Annotated in this window: 15 protein-coding genes; 12 read left to right on the top strand and 3 right to left on the bottom strand. The window is 51.0% G+C overall.

What is annotated here, in order from left to right; genetic code table 11:
- Window positions 1-248: 248 nt before the first annotated feature.
- The 6 genes from V8L70_RS01610 (at window position 249) to V8L70_RS01585 (ending at window position 7,351) form a co-directional block, all read left to right on the top strand.
- Window positions 249-1,601, top strand: a complete 1,353-nt coding sequence (locus tag V8L70_RS01610; RefSeq protein ID WP_035559246.1) for an MFS transporter — start codon at window positions 249-251, stop codon at window positions 1,599-1,601.
- Between the two features lie 103 nt (window positions 1,602-1,704).
- Complete coding sequence (locus V8L70_RS01605; protein ID WP_336268611.1) at window positions 1,705-2,988, top strand: nitrate- and nitrite sensing domain-containing protein; 1,284 nt, start codon at window positions 1,705-1,707, stop codon at window positions 2,986-2,988.
- 110 nt (window positions 2,989-3,098) lie between these two features.
- Window positions 3,099-3,785, top strand: coding sequence for an SDR family oxidoreductase (locus V8L70_RS01600; RefSeq protein WP_008957710.1), 687 nt, complete (start codon window positions 3,099-3,101; stop codon window positions 3,783-3,785).
- Between the two features lie 169 nt (window positions 3,786-3,954).
- Window positions 3,955-4,947: an LLM class flavin-dependent oxidoreductase gene (locus V8L70_RS01595; RefSeq protein ID WP_336268608.1), complete on the top strand. Its 993-nt coding sequence runs from the start codon at window positions 3,955-3,957 to the stop codon at window positions 4,945-4,947.
- Window positions 4,948-4,973: 26 nt separating this feature from the next.
- On the top strand, window positions 4,974-5,468 hold the full coding sequence (locus V8L70_RS01590) for a GNAT family N-acetyltransferase (RefSeq protein WP_336268607.1): 495 nt from the start codon (window positions 4,974-4,976) through the stop codon (window positions 5,466-5,468).
- Window positions 5,469-5,665: 197 nt separating this feature from the next.
- Window positions 5,666-7,351 carry a sensor domain-containing diguanylate cyclase gene (locus V8L70_RS01585; RefSeq protein WP_336268605.1) on the top strand — a complete coding sequence of 562 codons (1,686 nt, stop codon included), beginning with the start codon at window positions 5,666-5,668 and terminating at the stop codon, window positions 7,349-7,351.
- Here V8L70_RS01585 and V8L70_RS01580 read toward each other — a convergent pair.
- Window positions 7,339-7,902 (bottom strand): DUF1415 domain-containing protein, encoded by a 564-nt coding sequence (locus V8L70_RS01580; protein WP_101145871.1) that lies wholly within the window; start codon window positions 7,900-7,902, stop codon window positions 7,339-7,341. The genes V8L70_RS01585 and V8L70_RS01580 overlap by 13 nt on opposite strands.
- A 104-nt stretch (window positions 7,903-8,006) precedes the next feature.
- Complete coding sequence (locus tag V8L70_RS01575; protein WP_101145870.1) at window positions 8,007-8,693, bottom strand: GntR family transcriptional regulator; 687 nt, start codon at window positions 8,691-8,693, stop codon at window positions 8,007-8,009.
- 179 nt (window positions 8,694-8,872) lie between these two features.
- Between V8L70_RS01575 and V8L70_RS01570 the strand changes: the two genes are divergently transcribed.
- The 6 genes from V8L70_RS01570 to V8L70_RS01545 all read left to right on the top strand — a co-directional run bounded on the left by V8L70_RS01570 (window position 8,873) and on the right by V8L70_RS01545 (window position 14,689).
- Window positions 8,873-9,442 (top strand): chromate transporter, encoded by a 570-nt coding sequence (locus V8L70_RS01570; RefSeq protein WP_101145869.1) that lies wholly within the window; start codon window positions 8,873-8,875, stop codon window positions 9,440-9,442.
- Complete coding sequence (locus V8L70_RS01565; RefSeq protein WP_101145868.1) at window positions 9,439-9,969, top strand: chromate transporter; 531 nt, start codon at window positions 9,439-9,441, stop codon at window positions 9,967-9,969. Before V8L70_RS01570 ends, V8L70_RS01565 begins: the two co-directional genes overlap by 4 nt.
- 93 nt (window positions 9,970-10,062) lie before the next feature.
- Window positions 10,063-11,013, top strand: coding sequence for a tripartite tricarboxylate transporter substrate binding protein (locus tag V8L70_RS01560; protein ID WP_101145867.1), 951 nt, complete (start codon window positions 10,063-10,065; stop codon window positions 11,011-11,013).
- A gap of 27 nt (window positions 11,014-11,040) precedes the next feature.
- Window positions 11,041-11,538, top strand: a complete 498-nt coding sequence (locus V8L70_RS01555; protein ID WP_101145866.1) for a tripartite tricarboxylate transporter TctB family protein — start codon at window positions 11,041-11,043, stop codon at window positions 11,536-11,538.
- Window positions 11,539-11,579: 41 nt separating this feature from the next.
- Entirely contained in the window at window positions 11,580-13,073 is a 1,494-nt protein-coding gene (locus V8L70_RS01550) for a tripartite tricarboxylate transporter permease (RefSeq protein ID WP_232774701.1), read from the top strand.
- 8 nt (window positions 13,074-13,081) lie between these two features.
- The gene (locus V8L70_RS01545) at window positions 13,082-14,689 is read left to right on the top strand and encodes a gamma-glutamyltransferase family protein (protein WP_101145864.1); all 1,608 of its coding nucleotides are present in this window, start codon (window positions 13,082-13,084) and stop codon (window positions 14,687-14,689) included.
- 78 nt (window positions 14,690-14,767) lie between these two features.
- Here the strand turns inward: V8L70_RS01545 and V8L70_RS01540 are convergent.
- The coding region (locus V8L70_RS01540; RefSeq protein ID WP_336268598.1) for a hypothetical protein at window positions 14,768-15,024 on the bottom strand (257 nt) is incomplete at its 5' end.

Genomic DNA, 15,024 nt, shown 5'->3' with positions numbered 1-15,024 from the left:
TACTCATGTGCTAAAAAAACAACCAAAACAAATTAAGATTATGATTTTTAACAACAAATATTCAACTGGCAAACTACCTGCATATTTTCAGTAGTGGTGGTAGGCGTGGACCAGGCCCAACTGGGTACGAGTGCGTCGAGCCTGACCTTCAATGGAGAAGGCATGTTCTCGTCAATTGCTGACGCAAAGCGCTAATTTTCGCGTTTAGCGTAGTGATCAACTCGTTTTATGCCCCGTGAGGCCATCCCATGGACATACGCAACAAAGCCAACCGCATTCGGCTGCTTAACTTTTCGACCCCTCAAATGCGCGCTTTCCACTTTTCATGGTTTGCGTTTCATATCTGCTTCTTCGGCTGGTTTGGCATCGCCCCTCTTATGGCGATTGTTCGTGAAGATCTTTCACTGACCCAAACACAAATCGGCAATACTATTATTGCGTCGGTGGCGATCACCGTCATTGTGCGTCTAGCCATTGGCGTACTGTGTGACCGTATTGGGCCGCGTAAAACCTATACCGGCTTACTGATGTTAGGTGCTATTCCGGTGATGGGTATTGGCTTAGCCGATAGTTTTGAAACCTTTCTATTAGCGCGCTTAGCCATTGGGGCCATTGGCGCCTCCTTCGTTATTACCCAATACCACACCTCAATGATGTTTGCCCCCAATGTGGTTGGCACCGCCAACGCTACCAGCGCTGGCTGGGGTAATTTAGGCGGCGGTACTACACAAATTCTGATGCCGCTGATCTTCTCAGGCATGCTGATGCTGGGCGTCAACGAAGCCTTTGGCTGGCGCTTAGCGATGATGGTACCCGGCGTTGTGATGTTCTTTACCGGGATCGGTTATTGGTTCTTTACTCAAGATGCACCCAACGGTAACTTCAGTGACCTGCGCGCAACTGGCGAGCTGCCTGAGGCGACCGGTGAAAACGGCGCAAAACATAGCTTTTTAGCCGCCGCCAAAGATATTCGGGTATGGGCGTTGTTTGTTGTGTATGGCCTATGCTTTGGCGTAGAGCTTACGATTAATAATATTGCCGCTATCTACTTTTTTGATAAATTTGACCTCACTTTAGCCACGGCGGGCCTGATCGCTGGCTTATTCGGCCTGATGAATATTTTTGCCCGTACTCTGGGCGGTGTCTTTTCTGATTTATTCGCCAAGCAAGGCGGCCTAAAGGGGCGTGTACGCTGGCTGTTCATTGCCTTGATTTGCGAAGGGATTGCGCTGGTAGCGTTCTCGCAAATGCATGTACTCAGCCTAGCGATTGGTATCATGCTGGTGTTTAGCCTGTTTGTGCAGATGGCCGAAGGCGCCACTTATGGGGTTGTCCCGTTCATCAATAAAAAGGCCCTGGGGGCTGTAGCGGGCATAGTCGGTGCTGGCGGCAACGTGGGCGCGGTCGGCGCTGCCTTCCTGTTCCGCAGCGAAAGCCTGAGCTATCAGCAAGGCCTGTTCTACCTAGGAATAACAGTGCTGGCACTGGCATCCTGTGTTTTGCTGGTACGCTTTAGCGACGCCACCGAAGCTGAAGAGGCCAAAGCCTACCGCGATGCGGTTGGTGACGACGTTGGAGCAGGTGCTCTCTCGCTACGTTAAGCGCTTTCCAATACACTCAAGTACACTCCCATATGCCCTTATCCAGTTAGGTAGCGATATGGGAGTGTTTACATTTAGGCGGCGAGCCGTTAAGGAAAATTCTATGTCTTCAGCGCAGCAACTGCTCTTAACCGCCCTCCGTTGCGATATTGACAACCTTACTCACCTTGCCACCACCGCCGATATTGTCGGTGACATTAGCCGCTTTATTCATATGCTCCAACGTGAACGAGGAGCATCAACGATCTATTTAGCCTCTCAAGGCCAGCGTTTCAAAACCCGCCGCGATACTTACCGCCAACACAGCCAGCAGGCGGAAACCTTAATGCGCCAGCGGCTGGAAGCGCTCAGCCAAGAGGCTCGCCCTCAGGCAGCCGCCCGCTTACTACGCCGTATTGCCGCCGTTTGGTATGCCCTTGATGAGCTTGATGAGCTTCGTCTGGCTATCGACACCTTTGCCATCTCGCCTGATGCAGCCACTCAGGCTTTTAATCAACTGACCAGTGGGCTGCTAGCGATTGTATTTGAAGCCGCTGACTCCTCTATCGACCCTGATATCACTCGCCACCTGGTTGCCATTTTTCACTTAATGCAGGGCAAAGAATTAGCTGGCCAAGAACGAGCCTGTGGCGCATTCGGCTTTACCCATGGCCACTTCGACGAAGCGCACCGCGCTTTATTAAATCAGCTAGTGGCTGATCAGCAGCGCTGCTTTGATACGTTTGTAGAGTTTGCTACGCCTGAGGCGCAGCAGTCATGGCAAAAGGAGCTTTCACCTCGCACCCTGGCCGGTATTTGCTATTTACGCGACATCGCCTGCCAGCGTCATCCGACATCACAAACACCACCCAAAGACACATCTGATTCACTGGGTGAAACCTGGTACGAACTGACCACGTTACGTATCGACTCGATGAAAACAGTTGAGGATGCATTGATCACTCAGCTGAGTGTGCTTTGTCACCGCAAAATCGCTCAGGCCGAAGATGGATTAGAAAAAGCCAAAGCAGCGCCCTGTCGCCCTACGCCTGCCCCCTGCGAACACTTACTAACGCTGGCGGGTGCGCAACCACTAGGTGACCTGACAGCCAACGCGCTAACCTCACCGCTAGGGCGCTCGCTGATTGAACTCACCCAGGCACAGGCCAGCCGCTTACAAGGGCTTAGCGATGAGCTTGAAAATACCCGTAAAGCGCTGCGTGAACGCAAACTGATTGAACGTGCGAAGGGGCTAATCATGGCCCACCAAGAGATGAGCGAAGAAGAGGCCTACCGGTTTCTGCGTAAAACCTCCATGGATCAAAGCAAAAGCATGGCGGATATGGCCCAAGCTATTCTGGATCTCTCTGCAATGCTAAAATGCAAAGAAGATGGGCACGCCCGCTAACGTTAAGTAGTAGAGCCGTACCGCAATGGTTAGGTAGGTACATTTGCAGGATGCCACTCCCTTAGCCATGCTAAAGGCTTACTTAGTTAAACGAGCAAGGAGTGCAACCCATGCATAAAGGCGTGTTATTGATTACCGGCGCATCCAGCGGTATTGGCGCGGCTACCGCCCGAGCAGCCTCTCGCGAAGGCTACAAACTGGTGTTGGCCGCCCGTTCTAGCGAAAAACTCACCGCACTTGCTCAAGAACTTGGGCCAGAAAACGTACTGACCTGTGAGTTGGACGTGACTAATTTTGAGCAGCAACAGGCAATGGTTGAGCATGCACTTGAAACCTTTGGCCGCCTGGATGCGATCTTTGCCAACGCCGGCCGTGGCGGCTCACCCGGTGGGTTTAGTGGTGCGGATCACGACGCATGGCGTGAAATGATTCTTACCAATATCTATGGTGTTGGGCTCACCATTCAAGCCTGCTTACCCGCCTTAAAGCGCAGCAAAGGCCATGTGTTATTAACCGGTTCAGCGGCAGGCCGCACTACCATCCCAGGCTCGATGTATAGCGCTACGAAATGGGCGGTCACGGGGATTGGCTATAATCTGCGTGAAGAGCTGCGTGGCACCGGTATGCGCGTAACGTTGATTGAGCCAGGCATGGTCGACACGCCATTCTTTAATGAACCACCAGAGCATGCACTAGAAGATCGTGATATCGCCAATGCCGTGGTTTATGCGCTTGCACAGCCTGCCCATGTCGACGTTAATGAAATTCTTATTCGCCCCACCCCGCCGCTTGAGTAAGCGTGATCGTACTGTCACTCCGCTCTCATCCAGTCCATACCGGCACACGTCATATCTACATGGCTCAGACCTTGCAATTTATGTTCACTGACCTCATAACGTGTAATTACCAAGCGCGCTAAGTAATTTTTTCACTCAATGCGCCCACGAATTAACTTGCAGGTGACCCATGAGCCAACTCGCTTCCACGGCGCTTTCCGTACTTGATCTGGCCCCTATTCGCCAGGGCGGCAGCGCCGCTGAGACTTTTCAAGACAGCGTCTCGCTGGCACAGTTAACCGAGCGGCTAGGCTATACCCGTTACTGGCTAGCGGAGCACCACAATATTGCCGGTATCGCCAGCGCTGCCACCGCGGTGCTGATCGGTCATATTGCTGGGCAAACCTCCACCATCCGCGTGGGTAGCGGTGGCATTATGCTGCCGAACCACCCGCCGCTGGTGATTGCTGAGCAGTTCGGTACGCTGGAAACGCTCTATCCTGATCGTATTGATTTGGGGCTAGGCCGCGCACCCGGCTCAGACGGTGCGACGATGCAAGCCATGCGGCGCAACGCCCACGCCGGCGTAGACGACTTTCCGCAATTGCTGAACGAGTTGCGCAGTTATCTAGACGATGCAGAGCCCCAGCAACGGGTGAAAGCCGTCCCTGGTCAAGGCACTCATGTGCCTATCTGGTTATTGGGTTCTAGCGGCTATAGCGCACAGTTGGCAGCTAAACTGGGCTTGCCTTTTGCGTTTGCTGCTCAGTTTGCGCCAGGCTATTTATTTGAGGCACTGCGCTTATATCGCGATAATTTCCGCCCTTCCGAGCACTTGGATAAGCCCCATGCGATGGTCGGCCTGCCCGTGATGGCGGCGGAAAGCGATGCGATGGCCCACTACTTGGCCACCACCGCGCAGCAGAAATTTCTGAATCTTATCCGCGGCAAGCCAACCCAGTCGCAGCCGCCCGTGGAGCAACTAGACTGGTCGCCGGTTGAGCAAGCCCAAGTCAGCCAGTTTTTAGGTGCAGCGATTATTGGTGGGCCAGAGACGGTCAAAGCAGAGCTTGAAGAGTTCCAAGCTCGTACCGGTGCTGATGAATTAATGATTAACAGCGATTTTTATAACCATGCCGACCGGCTGCGCAGCTACGAGATTGTGGCTGAGGTCGCCCGCTGAACGGCGGCTCTACTATGTCTACATGTATGTCTACATTGCATTTCGCTCCCATGTCGGACGAAGACTTCACCAGCTTTTGGCCTACTTTCAAGGCGATTGTTGAGGCGCAAGAGACCTATGCCATTGATCCCGACATCAGCTTTGAAGCTGCCCGAGAGCTATGGTGCCGCACACCTAAAACCAGCATGGTCGTTAAAGATGAACACGGTCACGTACTGGGTGCTTACTACCTAAAAGCCAACGCCGCAGGCCCCGGCGACCATATCTGTAACTGTGGTTATATGGTGACACCCGCCGCACGCGGAAAAGGGGTAGCACGCGCCATGTGTGAGCATTCACAGGCGCAGGCTAAGGAGTTAGGGTTTCAGGCCATGCAATACAACGCCGTTGTAGCAACGAATGAGGTTGCCGTCGCGTTATGGCAAAAACTGGGATTTCAGATTGTAGGCACCGTTCCTAATGCCTACCGACACGCGCGCCTTGGTTTTGTCGATACCCACGTGATGTATAAAGCGCTATAGCGATAGCGTCAGGCGGCTCTCAGTCAGTTTAGACATTGACTCTTTTTGTGACGCTTTGCTGCACATGACACTTTTTCTGACCGTTTCATTGCAGTAAACGTCGCGCATATTGAAAGCTTTTCCGGTAAAGTCATTCTCACAACATAAATTAAACGTTTGGTTGATAAGCATCTATTGATCGCCCTAACCATCCGAGCATGACTCAAACCACGGTAAAGCTTTTTGTAATGTTCTATAGCTCCTCGTTTTTCTCGCACTTCTCGCTGCGCTCGCGTTTTATCACCTTGATTGCCGCCTTGGTATTTGCCACGACGCTACTGCTTGGCTGGGTGGCTTCTCGTGAATCGGCTGAGCAAATGGAAGCCAATATTGGCAATGCGGCCTCTGAAGCGGCTTACCAAATGGTTGATAAGCTGGATCGCAGCATGGATGCCCGTATTAAAGAAGTGAAGCTGCTATTGGGTATCCAAGCGCTCACTAACGGCACGGATACTAGCCTGCTACGTGAGCAGCTAGAGCGTTTGCAAGATAATCATAACGTTGTGTCGTGGATCGGCTTCACCGACCCTGATGGTGTTGTTCAAGCCGCTACCGAGGGGATTTTAGAAGGCGTTTCAGTCGCTCAACGCCCCGTCTTTATGGAAGGACGCAAGGCTCTCTGGGTAGGTGACGTGCATGAAGCTGTCATGTTGGCTCAATTGCTGACCAACCCCAGCGGTGAAGAGCTTCAGTTTGTCGATATCGCGACCCCAGTGTATGACCGCAACGAAGAGTTGCAAGGGGTCCTGGCCGTGCATTTAAGCTGGCAATGGGCTGAGTACATCCAACAATCCATGCTTACGCCTTCTGGATACCTGAAAGACACTGAGACACTGCTGCTCTCCGCTAACGGCACAGTGCTATTAGGGCCAGAGACGCTGATTGGCCAATCGTTAGACAGCCTGAAACATATACCTAGTTCCACCACGACATCACCACAATGGGCGATTGAAACATGGCCCAACGGCGAACGCTTTGTGACGGGCTATGCACGCAGCAGCGGCTTTGAAGATTTTCCTGGTTTAGGTTGGATAGCGGTTAGCCGTCAACCCGTGGCTACCGCCTTTGCACCTGTTGAAAAACTGCAAGATGCCATTACGGGAACAGGTCTATTACTTGCATTACTGTTTGCTATAGTTGGCTGGATAATCGCGTCAAGACTCGCGGCTCCTCTCACTCGCTTAGCCAATGCTGCCGACAGAATGCAGGATGGCGAACACGCCGATAGCATTCCGCTTGAAGGTGGCTCTCCAGAGCTTAAGCACCTATCGACCTCTATGCGCAACATGGCCACCCGCTTACTGGATCAGCGCAGCACTATTAACCGCTTAGAAGACTTAGCCAATACCGACCCGTTAACAGGCCTGCCGAATCGTGCGTTTTTAAATCAGTACATACAGCTTGCGATACCGGAGGCGGAAAGAAACCAACAGAGTATGGCTGTCATCTTTATCGACCTGGATAGTTTTAAACAGGTCAATGATGAGCTAGGCCATCATGCGGGCGACCTCCTGTTGATTGAGATTACCCAGCGATTGAAAAGCGCACTACGCAGCGGTGATGTGGTAGCCCGAATGGGCGGTGATGAGTTCGTGATGGTGCTTAAAACGAAGGAAGAGCATCTTGAAATGCTCACCCATGAGATTAGCAAACGCTTGCTGAGCTCCATCGACCAACCCGTTTTATTACCTGATAACGAGCAGGCACGCGTTGGAAGTAGTTTAGGCGCCGCTTGGTGGCCCCACCACGGGCTTCATATCAATACCGTTCTGCAACTTGCGGATGACGCGCTGTATGCGGCTAAAGCTAAAGGCAAACATCAGCTTGTTATTCACTCCACCTGATTAACGGATTCGAAACAGCGTTGCAGCTGCTGCTCTGCAGTGTCGCTGCCCATCGCCGTTAACTTGGCAATATTGCGTTCGGGAATAGCGTCGGTATCGCCATAAAACTCGATAGCCTTTTCAACGCTCTCTTCGCGTAGCAGATGCACCATGGCGTAGGGAGAGCGGTTGGTATAATTAGAGGCATCATCAGGTTCGGCACCGTCAAAGCAATAATCTGGGTGAAACGTGGCTAACTGATAAACACCTTCATAGCCCTGATCGACCAGGACGCTTTCAGCAAGCTCCACAAAATCCAAGTAGTGATCAAAGCTTTTAAACAGCGTCGGGAACACCAACAGCGTGGTTTCTGTTTCGGGGTGCTCATCCAACCACTGCACTTCCACCATCAATTCCTCAAGCGCCACTTCAATTTTTTTAGAGCGCACCACTTCCACACGAATCGTTTCACGCTCCAACTCCCGCTGCGCAAACGGGCAAATGTCATGCGCCACAATAAAGGTGCGCACCCAGGTCAGCGTTTGCGCGACTATTTGGTTATCTGTGTGCATAGCACTCTCTTTACTCATCTGGACGGCGACGGAGGACATTATAGGGGCAGCAGTTTACACACTGCAGACACGCTGTGTCGTCGCTACTGAGGCAGTTTCTCCTGCTAGGCGTGCTCTTGATAACGTTTTAGGGCAACTTCGTAAGATTTATGAATATGATCATCCATTAATTCACGCGCTGCTTTGGCATCACGCTGTAATGCCAGCTCCACGAGTTGATGATGCTGCTCGTCCAGCTCTTGACGAATCGTCGGCATTTTCGGCCCCAGGCGGCGATAGCGGTCAAACTGATCATGCAGCTGCTCAATAAAACGCAATAACCAAACAGAGCCACAGGGGGCGACTAACGTACGATGAAATTGAGTATGCAGCCGCTCCCACTCCTCGCCTTTATCCAGAGTGATGTCGGCCCGCTTGAGGCGGTGCGCCGCGGCTAATAAGTCAGCCTCCCAGAGCGAATCACCGTTAGCAATGGCCCGCACTAATGCCATGCCCTCCATTTCCAGACGCATCTGGGCGATATCATCGAGCTCATCCCGTGAAAGCTTCGGCACACGAAAACCGCGTTGATTTTCCTGAATTAATAACCCATAAGCCGCCAATTTATTAAGCGCTTCGCGCAGCGGGCTTAAACCGACTTGGTAGCGTTCTTTGAGCGCATTGATGGCGAGTTTTTCTCCCGCCGCAAAGTGTCCACCGACGAGATCCTTACGTAAATTATCAAATACGCGACTTGATGCAGTACCTGCTGGACCTACTGGCGTTGCTACCTTGGGTAAAGAATTATTCATGACGATATCCTTTATTCATCTCAGCTCCCGCTGTCCATTCAGTTTTTCACGGTTGACGTCGGATCGGGCACTACCTATATTCTATTTTAGACAAGATAATCGATTTTTTAACCAACAAACGATAAATAAGGTCTGGGTATGCTTCTGATCACCCCATTAGCTTTGCGGGAAACGCGTCCATGAAAACACGCGGCGCCTGCTGGCAACTGTTCTGGGCTTTTTTCCGCGTCGGCATTTTTGGCTTCGGTGGTGGGCCCGCCATGATTCCCCTGGTGCGTGCCGAAGTTGTCACCCGCCATCACTGGCTCACCGATGAAGAGTTTGCCGACGTACTGGCGATCGGCAATACCTTACCCGGCCCCATAGCCACCAAAATGCCAGGCTATATTGGCTACCGTGTAGGCGGTGTGATCGGCTGTATCGCTGCCGTTATTGCCATTATCTTGCCCATGATTGTGGCAATGATTGTCATGTTAGGCATTTTTAGCCGATACCGCGATGTCGCGTGGATTCGCGGCATGGGGCAAGCGGTGGTCCCCGTCGTGATGGTGATGATGGCACAACTCACCTGGGATTTTTTTGATAAATCCAAAGCCGCACTTGGTTGGTGGGTCAGTATTGTCATGGCCATTGTTGCCGCTGGCTTGATCTACTGGCTTGGCATCCACCCCGGCTGGGTGATTGGCGCCATTCTCGCTGCCGCCCTACTGCGCCCTGCCGGTAAGAAAAAAGCGGAGGGGTCAGCATGATCTATTGGGAGCTCTTTTTAGCTTTTTTCATCCCGAACATTATTGGCTACGGCGGCGGCCCGGCGATTATCCCTCTGATCGAGGCTGAGGTGGTTGGCCGTTATGACTGGATGACGGCGCAAACGTTTGCTGAAACATTAGCCCTAGGCAACGCCCTGCCAAGCCCTATCGCCACCAAAATGGCGGGCTACGTAGGTTATGAAGTTGCAGGTATTGGCGGGGCCTTCATCGCGGTGGCCGCCACGGTCATCCCGACGCTGCTCTTGATGCTCGGCGCACTGGGGCTGCTGTACCGTCATCGCGATTCCCCCCGGGTTAAGCGCATGAGCCAGTGGGTTCGCCCGGTCATTGCCATGATGATGGCCTGGCTAACGCTGGGATTTATGCTCGAAAGCCTCAACACCAGCGGCGCACTTCATACAGCGATTATTGGGATAGTCGCGGCTATCGCACTGATTCGCTTCAATACGCACCCCGCGTTTGTGGTCATAGGCGCCTTGATTTATGGAGGGCTTATTATTCCTTAAAGATAACCCAAACCTTTACAAAAACACTTGCACGTATAGCTAATACTCACATCAACACTCACAACAATTTAAGTATCATCAATGGGGTAACTAATGACTTTTAAATCGCTATTCACCGCTACCGCTCTAGCAACAGCACTCGCCATTCCAGCATTCGCTACAGCTGCTGAGAATTATCCTGAAAAGCCTATCGAGTTTATTGTGCCTTGGGGACCAGGTGGTGGCAGTGATTTGCTAATGCGCCTAGTGAGCAAACACTTAGAAACCGAGCTGGGCCAAGCGGTACCTGTTATTAATATGCCTGGTGCAAGTGGCACGGTAGGTTTACGCGAAGCCTCTCGCCGAGACAACGATGGATACACTATTTCTCAGATACATGAAGGCTTACTGATTGCTCATCATTCAGGTGTTACTGACCTCAATTGGGACGATTTTGACGTTGTTTCCATGATGACCAGCGATAACTCGGTCATCGTAGTAAATGCCGATACGGGATGGGAAACCCTTGACGATATGTTTGAGGATGTTACTTCAAGCCCAGGTGAATATCGTATGGGCGTTACGTTAGGTGGGATCCCGCATTTATGGGCAGTGCAATTTGAAGAATCCACTGGCACTGAGTTTGGATATGTCGGCTATGAAGGGACTGGAGAGAGGTTGCGTGCGCTTGCAGGTGGGCATATCACAGTGGCTATAGAGGACTATTACTCAGCACGCGCATTCGTAGAAAATGGCGATCTGAACGTGTTAGCAGCGGCTACTTCTGAACGCATTGAAGAGCTGCCTGATACACCTACACTTAAAGAATTAGGGCATGATCTTGAGTTTTTAGTTACTCGTGGAGTTGTTGTGCCCAAAGGAACACCCGAGTCGGTCATTTCAACATTGGAAAGTGCACTTAAAAATGTCGCTAACAGTGAAGGATTTAAAACCGATATTGAGAATGTAGGTGGCACAGTGCGTTACCTTAACAGAGAAGACTATACCGCTTATTTAGAGCGTAATAACGAGTTCATTGAAAACAACGCCCACCTCCTTAATTAAGGTAACGTTGTTCTTTAGGAGGCCTTTATGGAGCGCAGAAATACAGAGGCAGCATTAATCCCTACGTTACAGCTGCTGTCTTATCTCATCATCGCCCTGGGTGCTTTATTCATGGCCTTCAAGGCCGGCTCATTGCCGGCCTCTCGTTGGGAGCCAATGAATGCAGGTACTTTCCCACAAATTATTTTTTTTAGTATTGCAATTTTATGCGGCATGGCAATTATCTTTGAATTCTCCAAACACGGCTTACCTCGTACAACCTTTTGTATTGCCTGGAGAAGTTTAATCTCACTTAAAACGGTCATCATCAACCTGGTGCTCTTTACTGTGTATATGGTAGCAATGCCTATTGCTGGATTTATTATCAGCACTTTTGCATATCTGCTTACTACACAGCTTTATCTTGCACCCAGGAAGCCCACTACTGTAGCAATTGCCATCTTCGTCGCCATTCTCTTTTCTGCTGGGCCTTATTATTTATTTTCTGAGGCCTTCAACATCTACCTTCCTCGTGCTCAATGGTAATCTGATCTATGACTGATGCTTTCCTCGTAGCGCTAGGGGGTGTGACCGAACCCTATACGCTATTACTCATGGCAGTAGCGACTTTTGCAGGTATTGTTGCCGCCGCAATACCCGGCTTTACGATTACAATGGCCATTGTCCTTACATTGCCTCTTACGTTTGCCATGCCCCCCATGCAGGGCATTGCGGTCATGCTATCTGTATACGTAGGTGGACTAAGCGGCGGTTTATTTAGTGCCGCTCTGCTGGGCATCCCAGGCACACCTTCATCAGTTGCAACCACCTTTGATGCCTTCCCCATGGCTCGACAAGGTAATCCTGGGAAAGCGTTATCCTTGGGATTATTTGCTTCGTTCGTGGGCTCTATTATCTCGATTGCCGTACTGATCGTTGCCGCGCCTCCACTCGCACTTCTGGCGGTTAAGTTAGGGCCCTGGGAATATTTTGCACTTATTATTTTTGCTTTGACTGTCATAGCAAGCCTAGTGGGTGACTCTCTTATTAGGGGACTGATCGCAGGTCTAATCGGTATAGGCATAGCCACTATTGGGCCTGATCCACTCATGGGCCGTGAGCGCTTTACCTTTGGCTATGAAATCCTGACCGCGGGCATACCGTTTCTGGTTGTGTTAATAGGTATGTACGCCATGAGCCAACTACTTTCCGAATTAGAGCCTGCCACCGGAGACAGACAGCCCTCTTCAGGTGCGTTAATCAGTGGAGATATGCGCCCCCACCTCTGGCAGACCATAAAAAACATCCTATTGAAGCCCGTCAATGTTATACGCTCATCCTTGCTCGGTGTGTTTATTGGCGCAGTACCTGGTGCGGGTAGCTCAATTTCTAACCTGTTAGCTTATGACCAAGCTAAACGAGCATCTAAACATCCAGAAACTTTTGGTAAGGGTGAACCTCAGGGCGTTGTTGCTTCCGAGTCAGGCAACTCTTCAACGGTAGGTGGTAGCCTTATACCCTTGATAGCGTTAGGTATTCCAGGATCGCCCGCTGATGCAGTTCTCATGGCAGCCATCATGGTACACGGCATAAGCATTGGCCCGCGCTTAATACTTGATCATCCCGACTTGGTTTACAGCATGTTTATTGCCATGGCGATCGCTTCTGTCTTCATGCTGGTAATAGGCGTTATCTTGATGAGGGCTTTTTTACGTCTATTAAATGTACCTAAATATATTGTTGTGCCCGTTGTACTAGCCTGCTGTGCAATTGGTACTTACACTCTCAACAACCGCTTATCTGACCTTTATCTGCTTGCCTGCATTGGTGCGGTGGGCTACCTTCTTAAAAAATTAGATTACCCGTTAGCGCCTCTTGTACTTGGCGTTGTACTGGGCCCTATAGCAGAAACCAACTTAAGACGAGCCTTCCAAACTAGCACTGACTGGACGCTTTTCTTCACTCGGCCAATATCAGCGCTGCTGCTTACTCTGGCGGTCGTTTCTGTGATTTACAGTATTTATAGCTATATGAAACAGCGCCGTCTGATGGCTCAACGTCTAGAAGCTACATCTAAATAGGAATATCAATGCTTACTGACCCACACTATTACCCTTCCGCCTCACGCCGTATGGTCACGTTTGGAAAACGAGGAATGGTTGCTACGTCTCAGTCGCTTGCCGCACAAGTAGGCATAGATATGTTACGTAAAGGTGGCAATGCCATTGATGCTGCCATTGCGACAGCTGCTGCTTTAACCGTCGTTGAGCCAACCTCTAATGGTATTGGCAGTGATGCTTTTGCCCTTGTATGGGTAAAAGGTGAGCTTCATGGCCTCAATGCTAGCGGCCCTGCTCCAAAGAGTATTTCATGTGATGCCGTCAAGGCCCTAGGTCATGATGAAATGCCAGCTCACGGCTTAGTACCAGTCACAGTACCAGGCGCTCCTGGCGCCTGGGCTGCGCTTTCAGAACGCTTTGGCAAACTACCTTTTGAACAGTTGTTAGCGCCAGCAATAGAATTAGCTGAAAAAGGTTTCGCTGTATCACCCGTAGCTAGCCAGCTCTGGAGAAGTGCAGAAAAACGCTATGGTCAATATGAGACAGCTGAGTTCAAGCCCTGGTTTTCTCATTTTACTCCCAACGGCCAAGCACCTAAAGCAGGTGATGTATGGCGTTCTCCTGATATGGCGAAAACGCTGAGTGAAATTGCCAGCAGCAAGGCTGATGCGTTTTATCAGGGAAATCTAGCAGATGCTATGGATGTCTTTTCCCGTGAACATGGCGGTTTCTTACGCAAAGAAGATTTGGCCGCTTATCAGCCAGAGTGGGTTGATCCGATTAGCGTGCGCTACAAAGGTCATGACATTTGGGAAATCCCACCCAATGGCAGTGGATTAATTGTTCTTCAAGCTCTAGGTATTCTTGAATCATTAGGTGATGAATCAAAAGATCAGGAGGAAACACTGCACCGTCGTATTGAGGCAACCAAGTTAGGCTATATAGACGGATTACATTATATTACTGAACGTTCAGCTATGAAACCGAGCGTTAAGCAAATGCTTTCAAGCAATTACCTCTCGCAACGCGCAAACCTGATTGGCCAAGAAGCTATTGACCCCATTCATGGCAACCCAGTAAAAGGCGGCACCGTTTATCTGGCAACAGCTGATGATGAAGGCAATATGGTGTCATTTATTCAAAGCAATTTTGAAGGCTTTGGGTCTGGTATCGTAGTTCCCGGCACGGGTATCAGCCTGCAAAACCGTGGCTGGTCGTTCTCACTCGACCCGCAGCATCCTAATGCTCTGGCGCCCGGCAAACGCACCTATCACACCATCATCCCCGGCTTTATCACCAAAGATAATCAAGCCGTTGGGCCGTTTGGCGTGATGGGCGGCTATATGCAGCCGCAAGGTCATGTGCAGGTAGTAACGGCGATGCTAGAAGATCAGCTTAACCCCCAAGCGGCCCTCGATATGCCCCGCTGGAAGTGGACCAAAGGCAAAACCATCGAAGTGGAAGCGGACTTCCCTAATCATTTAGCGCTTGCGCTGGCCCGCCGGGGCCACGACATCGTCAAAGTGGCCGATTCCATCAGCTTTGGCCGAGGTCAAATCATTCTGCGCGACCCTGAAACGGGCGTACTGCAAGGCGGCACCGAACCGCGCACCGACGGGGCAGTGCTTCCCTGGTAAATCGCTGCCCTTAAGCATCTATACAGGTAATTCCCTCTCCGCCGCGTTGCCGTTGAAGGCAACCGGCGGTTGAGCTGGCTATCCACGCTTAACCACCGCATCATGGCACTCCTTTTTCACTCGGTGTTTTGCCAGTCTTACTATGTCACCACCACCCTCTGAATCTACTTCCTCCTCACCGTTAAGCGGTTTTTTTGGCGTGTTTCGATATAGCTGCGTATTCCGGCGAACGTGACCGGTCATTCCGGTGATCGTGACCGATTTGCACACGGCCTTCACGCTGGAGAGAGTTTTGTACGCTGAGCGGTCACGATGGGTCAACCGATTCCGTTTTT

It is taken from the genome of Vreelandella arctica (genome assembly GCF_037070215.1).
Classification (GTDB): domain Bacteria; phylum Pseudomonadota; class Gammaproteobacteria; order Pseudomonadales; family Halomonadaceae; genus Vreelandella; species Vreelandella arctica.
The sequence above is the reverse complement of the archived record's forward strand: the minus strand, read 5'-3'. Positions and strand labels throughout refer to the sequence as shown.

What these genes read in the sequence shown, in the direction of transcription:
- V8L70_RS01560 (WP_101145867.1), top strand. Translation starts at nt 10,063, where the DNA reads ATGACTTTTAAATCGCTATTCACCGCTACCGCTCTAGCAACAGCACTC.
- V8L70_RS01585 (WP_336268605.1), top strand. Translation starts at nt 5,666, where the DNA reads ATGACTCAAACCACGGTAAAGCTTTTTGTAATGTTCTATAGCTCCTCG.
- V8L70_RS01545 (WP_101145864.1), top strand. Translation starts at nt 13,082, where the DNA reads ATGCTTACTGACCCACACTATTACCCTTCCGCCTCACGCCGTATGGTC.
- V8L70_RS01610 (WP_035559246.1), top strand. Translation starts at nt 249, where the DNA reads ATGGACATACGCAACAAAGCCAACCGCATTCGGCTGCTTAACTTTTCG.
- V8L70_RS01595 (WP_336268608.1), top strand. Translation starts at nt 3,955, where the DNA reads ATGAGCCAACTCGCTTCCACGGCGCTTTCCGTACTTGATCTGGCCCCT.
- V8L70_RS01605 (WP_336268611.1), top strand. Translation starts at nt 1,705, where the DNA reads ATGTCTTCAGCGCAGCAACTGCTCTTAACCGCCCTCCGTTGCGATATT.
- V8L70_RS01570 (WP_101145869.1), top strand. Translation starts at nt 8,873, where the DNA reads ATGAAAACACGCGGCGCCTGCTGGCAACTGTTCTGGGCTTTTTTCCGC.
- V8L70_RS01575 (WP_101145870.1), bottom strand. Translation starts at nt 8,693, where the DNA reads ATGAATAATTCTTTACCCAAGGTAGCAACGCCAGTAGGTCCAGCAGGT.
- V8L70_RS01600 (WP_008957710.1), top strand. Translation starts at nt 3,099, where the DNA reads ATGCATAAAGGCGTGTTATTGATTACCGGCGCATCCAGCGGTATTGGC.
- V8L70_RS01555 (WP_101145866.1), top strand. Translation starts at nt 11,041, where the DNA reads ATGGAGCGCAGAAATACAGAGGCAGCATTAATCCCTACGTTACAGCTG.
- V8L70_RS01590 (WP_336268607.1), top strand. Translation starts at nt 4,974, where the DNA reads ATGTCTACATTGCATTTCGCTCCCATGTCGGACGAAGACTTCACCAGC.
- V8L70_RS01565 (WP_101145868.1), top strand. Translation starts at nt 9,439, where the DNA reads ATGATCTATTGGGAGCTCTTTTTAGCTTTTTTCATCCCGAACATTATT.
- V8L70_RS01580 (WP_101145871.1), bottom strand. Translation starts at nt 7,902, where the DNA reads ATGCACACAGATAACCAAATAGTCGCGCAAACGCTGACCTGGGTGCGC.